Below are 5467 nucleotides of genomic sequence, written 5' to 3'. Positions count from 1 at the left end.
TGGGGGTCTTTGCACCAACGACACGCCGCAACTCGACGGAGCGGTACGCCGGGATCAGCACGCCGCGCGCCGGACGCCTGCGCACGATCTTCAATGGTGCGGCGGCCAGCAGGGTGCGGACCACCACGCGGATCTCGGCCATCGCCAGCGGGTAGCCGAGGCAGAAGTGCGGCCCCGCGCCGAACCACAGCCGGCGCAGGTCGGGCGGGGGCCGGTCCGGGTCGAACGGCCCGAAGGAACGGCAGCAGTTGTGCGTCGCGATCAGCACCCGGTCACCCGGCTCGACGGTCACGCCGCCGACCCGGGCCCTCTTGTGCACGCTGCGCAGCATGACCGGTGTGGGTGTCGTCACGCGCATCGCCTCGTCGATGCTCGGGTCGAGCAGGCGGCCCGGATCGGCGGCGACGTCACCCAGCCGGCCGGTGTCGTGCAGGAGCGCGATGAGCCTCGGCACCAGTGTCGCGACGGTCTCGGTGCCGGTGAGGAAGAAGGCCCCGGCCGCGCCGCGCGCCTCTGACTCCGAGAGGCCCAGCGTGCGCATCCGGCCCATCACCGTGCTCTCGTCGCCGGAGGCGTACGCCCGGGCCGCGATGGCGCCGATCGGGTCGAGGACCTTCCTGGCACGCGCGGCCTGGGCGGTGGACAGCCTGCGGGTGCGCAGCGACACCATCGAGACGATCTTCTCCCCCTGCGCGAACATGTGCCGGTAGGCCGCCTCGCCGCCCGCCTCCAGCCCGATGACCGCGCAGATCACCGCGCCGGCCATGACCCGCATCTCATCGGCCACGTCCACCGCCGCACCGCCGCGCAACCGATCGGCCAGCCGCTCCAGCGGTCCGGCGAGGACGTCGTCGCACAGCCGCTCCGCATAGCCCGGCGTGAAGAGCCCGGTCAGCTTGCTGCGCAGCTCCCGGTGCGCCGGGCCCTCCATGTTGAGCAGCACCGACGGGCCGAGAACGGGCGTCCACAGCTCACCCGGCGAGCCCGGCCCGTCCTTGCGGAAGGTCTCGCCGTCGAGCAGGATCTCGCGCGCCGTCGCGGCGTCGTTGACCACGACCCCGACCCCCGGCACCCGTACGACGGGTCCGCAACGGGCGACCGCCCTCAGCAGCGGATACGCCACCGGGTGAGCGGCCAGCTGGACCCGCCTCTCCCACTGGGCCCGGCGCTTCACCGGATGTCCACGACGTCGGGCCGGTAGCGGTGGTCGGCGTACCAGCCGAGCGTGCCGACCAGGCCGTAGGCTCGCAGCCGCCGCACCGAGCCGAAGACGACCATGTCCTTGCGCAGGCCGTACGCACGGGTCAGGGTGCGCACCCGGTTCACGAGCGCGCGGTCCTCGTGCAGATCCTCGATCCGGCTGCGGGGGAATCCGCCCGCCCGGTCGTACAACGCGGCGGTGATCGCGACATTGCAGCCGGGCATCATCACGTACGGGCCGAGGTGGGCGGGGTCGCGATTGCCCGGCCGCAGCCGACCGAACAGCGCCGCCGCGGCCACCACCGAGGGCAGCAGGCGCCGCTCCCACCATCTGAGCCGGAACTCGTCGGTCCGCGGGCGCAGCGGTCCGCTGACCATCTCGAGCCCGTCGCCGAACGCCCGCTTCACCGCCGCCACCCAGTGACGCGACGGCAGGCAGTCGGCGTCGGTGCGCGCGACGTAGGTGGCGCCGTAGGCGATGGCGTGCCGCATGCCGGTGTCGGCCGCGGCGCCGGTGCCCTTCTCGGGCTCGGTGACCAGGCGCAGGTCCAGCCCCGGGTGCTCGGCGGCGAAGTCGCGCACGACGCCCGCCGTGCCGTCGGTGCTGGCGTTGTCGACCACGACCAGCACGAAGCCGGCGTCGGTCTGCTCGGCCATCCGTCGCAGGGTCGCGCCGAGCGAGCGCTCCTCGTTGAAGGCCGGGATCACGACCCACAGATCGGTGTGCGCGCTCATGCTCAGAGCTCCGCGAAGACGACGCCGAGGCTGACCCCGCCGGCCAGCCCGAGCAGCGCGATCCGGTCGCCGGGGCCGCAGCGGCCCTCCTCGACGGCGGTCGCGAGCTGGACACCGAGGGTGGCGGCGGCCATGTTGCCGTGGCCCGGCAGCGTCACGACGAGCCTGTCCGGCGGGATGCCGAGGACCGAGCGCAGCATTGTCAGGTAGGACAGGGTGACCTGGTGGACGGCGACGACGGCGAAGTCCTCCCAGGTCAGGCCGGTCGCGGTCAGCGCGTCGAGGAAGATGCCGGGGCCTGCCAGCAGGAAGGCGTCCTTGAGCCTGCGCCCGTCACCGGCGAAGTAGCCGTACTCGGGGTCGCGCGGGTGCATGGTGCCGCCGCCGGGCAGGGTGCCGATGTCCCAGGCCCGCGACTCGGCGGCGAAGTCGCGATAGAACACTCCCCCGGCGGGTGCCCGCTCGACCAGCATCGCGGCGCCCGCGTCCGACAGCGTGTAGCCGGCGAACGCGTCGGCGAACTGCGCGCGGTCGCGCACCCGCCAGCGGATCGCGCGCGACGGGATCTCGCCGACACAGACGAGTATCCGCTCGTACTGCCCGGTGCGGATCAGCGCCTCGGCCGTCTGCAGCGCGTTGAGGAAGCTGTTACAGGCGTTCTTGACGTCGAAGACCGGGCAGCGCGCGCCGAGTTTGGCGGCGACGATGTGCGCGGTCGCGGGCTCGACCAGATCTTGTGACGCCGAGCCGAAGACGAGCAGGTCGAGGTCCTCAGGGCCGACGCCCTCGTTGGCGAGCAGCTTGCGTGCGGCGGCGACGGCGAGATCGGACGCCTGCTCGTCGTCCCGGGCGACATGGCGTACGCGGATGCCGCTCATACGCTCGACGATGCCGCGATAGGGGGCGAAGCCGCCGCTCTCGTCGGCGATCCGCTGCTCCACCTCGGCGCTCGTGACCGTCCGCGCGGGCAGGTGGGCCGCGACTCCCCTGATGCGGGCTCTCATCGGCGTCTCCCGTGTGCTCGTTGTGTGCGGTGTCGCCACAAGCCTCACCGAATGTGCCCGCCTGACACAGAGAGAACATACTCAATCGCATTTGAGGTACTCACCCCATCCGCGCCTCGCCGGCGTGCAACAGAATCGGCCGGGCGGCGCCGCGATCCGGAGCGGCGCAGGACACGGGGGACGATCGATGAAGACCGCGCAGCGGCATGAGACCCGGCTGCTCCTGGCCGGCAATGCCGCGCTGTTCGCACTGCTCCGCACGGGCCGTCACATCGGCCGGGCGCGGCGGATCCCGAGGCTCGGGTGGGTCGTCGCCGATCCCGTGCTGGCCCGCCGCATCCTGAACGACCACGCGCATTTCAGCATGGCCGGCGAGGGTGGCGTCGGCCACCTGTGGTCGCAGCTGTTCGGCCCGGATATGGCGCGGTTCTTCGACGGCGCTCGGCACGCCGAGGTGCGCACCCGCGCCCGCGACCTGTTCACCGAGGAGAGCGCCGCCGAGCTGGTGCGACGCTCCCAGGGCGGCCGGCTCGCGGTTCTGCGCGAGCGGCTGGCCGCCGGCGAGGTCGTCGACATCGCCGACACGACCCGGGTGCTGGCCGGGCGGATGGTCGCCGACCTCATGGGCCTCGAGCTGAACGCGGCCGGCGATGAGCCCTACCGCCGGCTCTTCGCGGCCGGGGAACGGCTGGCCTCGCTCGCCCTCGGCACCGTGACGTCGACGTCGCTGTCCCCCGAAGTGATCGAACAGGGCAGGCTCATCGCCCGCGACCTCACCAGGGGCGTCGACGAGGGCTACCGCACTGCGGGCGCGGACACCGTCCTCGGCCGCTGCCGCGAGATGGACCTCGGCCTGCCGCTGACCCGCGGGCTGGCCACCCTGCTCACCGTGGCGGGCACCGAGACCGGTGCGTCCGGCACCTCCCGTACGGTCGCGCTCCTGCACGACACCGGCCAGATGCACCGGCTGCTGGCCGACCCCGCGCTCATGGCCGGAGCCGTGCGCGAGGGCCTGCGCGTCTCCACTCCCGCGCCGGTCATCGGCCGACGGGTCGCCCGCGACGTCGAGGTGGACGGGCGGCTGATGCGGGCGGGCGAGCAGGTCATGCTGCTGACCTATGTGGCCGACAACGCCGCCGGGCCGTTCGACATCACCCGCGGCTATGTGCCCGAGACCCGGCAGCTGTGGTTCGGCGCCGGGCGGCACCTGTGCCTGGGCGCGGCCGTCGCCCGTACCCAGGTGACCAGGATGCTCGAGACCCTCATCGCGGGCGGCCGTCCATGGCGGGTCGTCTCGCGCCGCGCCGCTCGCCGCGTGCTGGTCCCGACGTACGCGTCGTTGCGCGTCCGCTCCGAGTGACCCGGCGCGGCGCCTGTACCCGGCCTTCCTGCCCAAACTAGAACAGATTACAGTTACAACCTGAATGGCGTTCTAGAAGGAGGCCGCATGGGGAGCCCGGTGATCGTCGAGGCAGTCCGGACGCCGGTCGGCAAGCGGGGCGGGTGGCTTGCCGGCCTGAAGCCCCAGGCGGTGCTCGCCCACGCGATGCGTTCGCTGGTGGAACGGTCGGGCGTGGACGCCCATGAGGTCGGCCAGGTCTTCGCCGGATGCGTCACGCAGGCGGGCGAGCAGGGCGGGCACGTGGGGCGGCATGCCTGGTTGTACGCCGGCCTGCCCTACGAGGCGGGAGTCACCACGATCGATGCGCAGTGCGGATCGAGCCAGCAGGCCGTGCATCTGGCCGCCGCGCTCGTGGCGACCGGCGTCGTCGAGACCGCGATCGGCTGCGGCGTCGAGGTCATGAGCCGCGCACCGCTCGGCAGCAACGTGCTGCCGGCCCGCCCGAGACCGGACGACTGGTCGATCGACCTGCCGAACCAGTTCGAGGCCGCGGAACGAATCGCCACGAGGCGCGGCCTCACCCGCGACGACCTGGACGCCTTCGGCGTCCGATCCCAGCGCCTCGCCGCCAAGGCGTGGGCCGACGGCCGGTTCGACCGGGAGATCAGCCCGATCGCGGCGCCGGTGCTCGACGACGCGGGCGCCCCGACGGGTGAGACCCGCACCGTGCGCCGTGACCAGGGACTGCGGGAGACCACCCCGGACGGCCTCGCCCGGCTCCGCCCGATGATGGGCGAGAAGGGGCTGCACACCGCGGGGACCTCGTCACAGATCTCCGATGGGGCGGCTGCCGTGCTGCTGACCTCCGAGGACGGCGCGCGACGGCTCGGGCTGCGGCCGCGGGCCCGCATCCGGGCACAGGCGCTGGTCGGGGCGGAGCCGTACTATCACCTCGACGGGCCGGTGCAGGCGACCGCGAGGGTGCTCGAAGCGGCCGGCATGACCATGGAGGACATCGATCTGTTCGAGGTCAACGAGGCGTTCGCGTCCGTGGTGCTGTCGTGGGCGTCGGTGCACGAGCCGGACCTGGACAGGGTCAACGTCAACGGCGGCGCGATCGCCCTCGGCCACCCGGTCGGCGCGACCGGGGCACGGCTGATCACCACCGCCCTGCACGAGCTGGAGC

Annotated in this window: 5 protein-coding genes; 2 read left to right on the top strand and 3 right to left on the bottom strand. The window is 72.9% G+C overall.

What is annotated here, in order from left to right; translation table 11 throughout:
• The 3 genes from HKK72_RS35370 to HKK72_RS35360 form a co-directional block, all read right to left on the bottom strand.
• The coding region (locus tag HKK72_RS35370; protein ID WP_187238764.1) for a cytochrome P450 at positions 1–1174 on the bottom strand (1174 nt) is incomplete at its 3' end.
• Positions 1171–1935, bottom strand: coding sequence for a glycosyltransferase family 2 protein (locus tag HKK72_RS35365; protein ID WP_187238763.1), 765 nt, complete (start codon positions 1933–1935; stop codon positions 1171–1173). The genes HKK72_RS35370 and HKK72_RS35365, both read right to left, overlap by 4 nt.
• Positions 1936–1937: 2 nt before the next feature.
• Positions 1938–2939, bottom strand: coding sequence for a 3-oxoacyl-ACP synthase III family protein (locus tag HKK72_RS35360; RefSeq protein ID WP_187238762.1), 1002 nt, complete (start codon positions 2937–2939; stop codon positions 1938–1940).
• A gap of 187 nt (positions 2940–3126) precedes the next feature.
• Between HKK72_RS35360 and HKK72_RS35355 the strand changes: the two genes are divergently transcribed.
• Positions 3127–4299, top strand: a complete 1173-nt coding sequence (locus HKK72_RS35355; protein WP_187238761.1) for a cytochrome P450 — start codon at positions 3127–3129, stop codon at positions 4297–4299.
• Positions 4300–4386: 87 nt separating this feature from the next.
• On the top strand, positions 4387–5467 hold a 1081-nt coding region (locus tag HKK72_RS35350; protein ID WP_187238760.1), incomplete at its 3' end, for a steroid 3-ketoacyl-CoA thiolase.

It is taken from the genome of Actinomadura sp. HBU206391, assembly GCF_014323665.1.
In the GTDB taxonomy this organism is placed as follows: Bacteria; Actinomycetota; Actinomycetes; order Streptosporangiales; family Streptosporangiaceae; genus Actinomadura_C.
The sequence above is the reverse complement of the archived record's forward strand: the minus strand, read 5'-3'. Positions and strand labels throughout refer to the sequence as shown.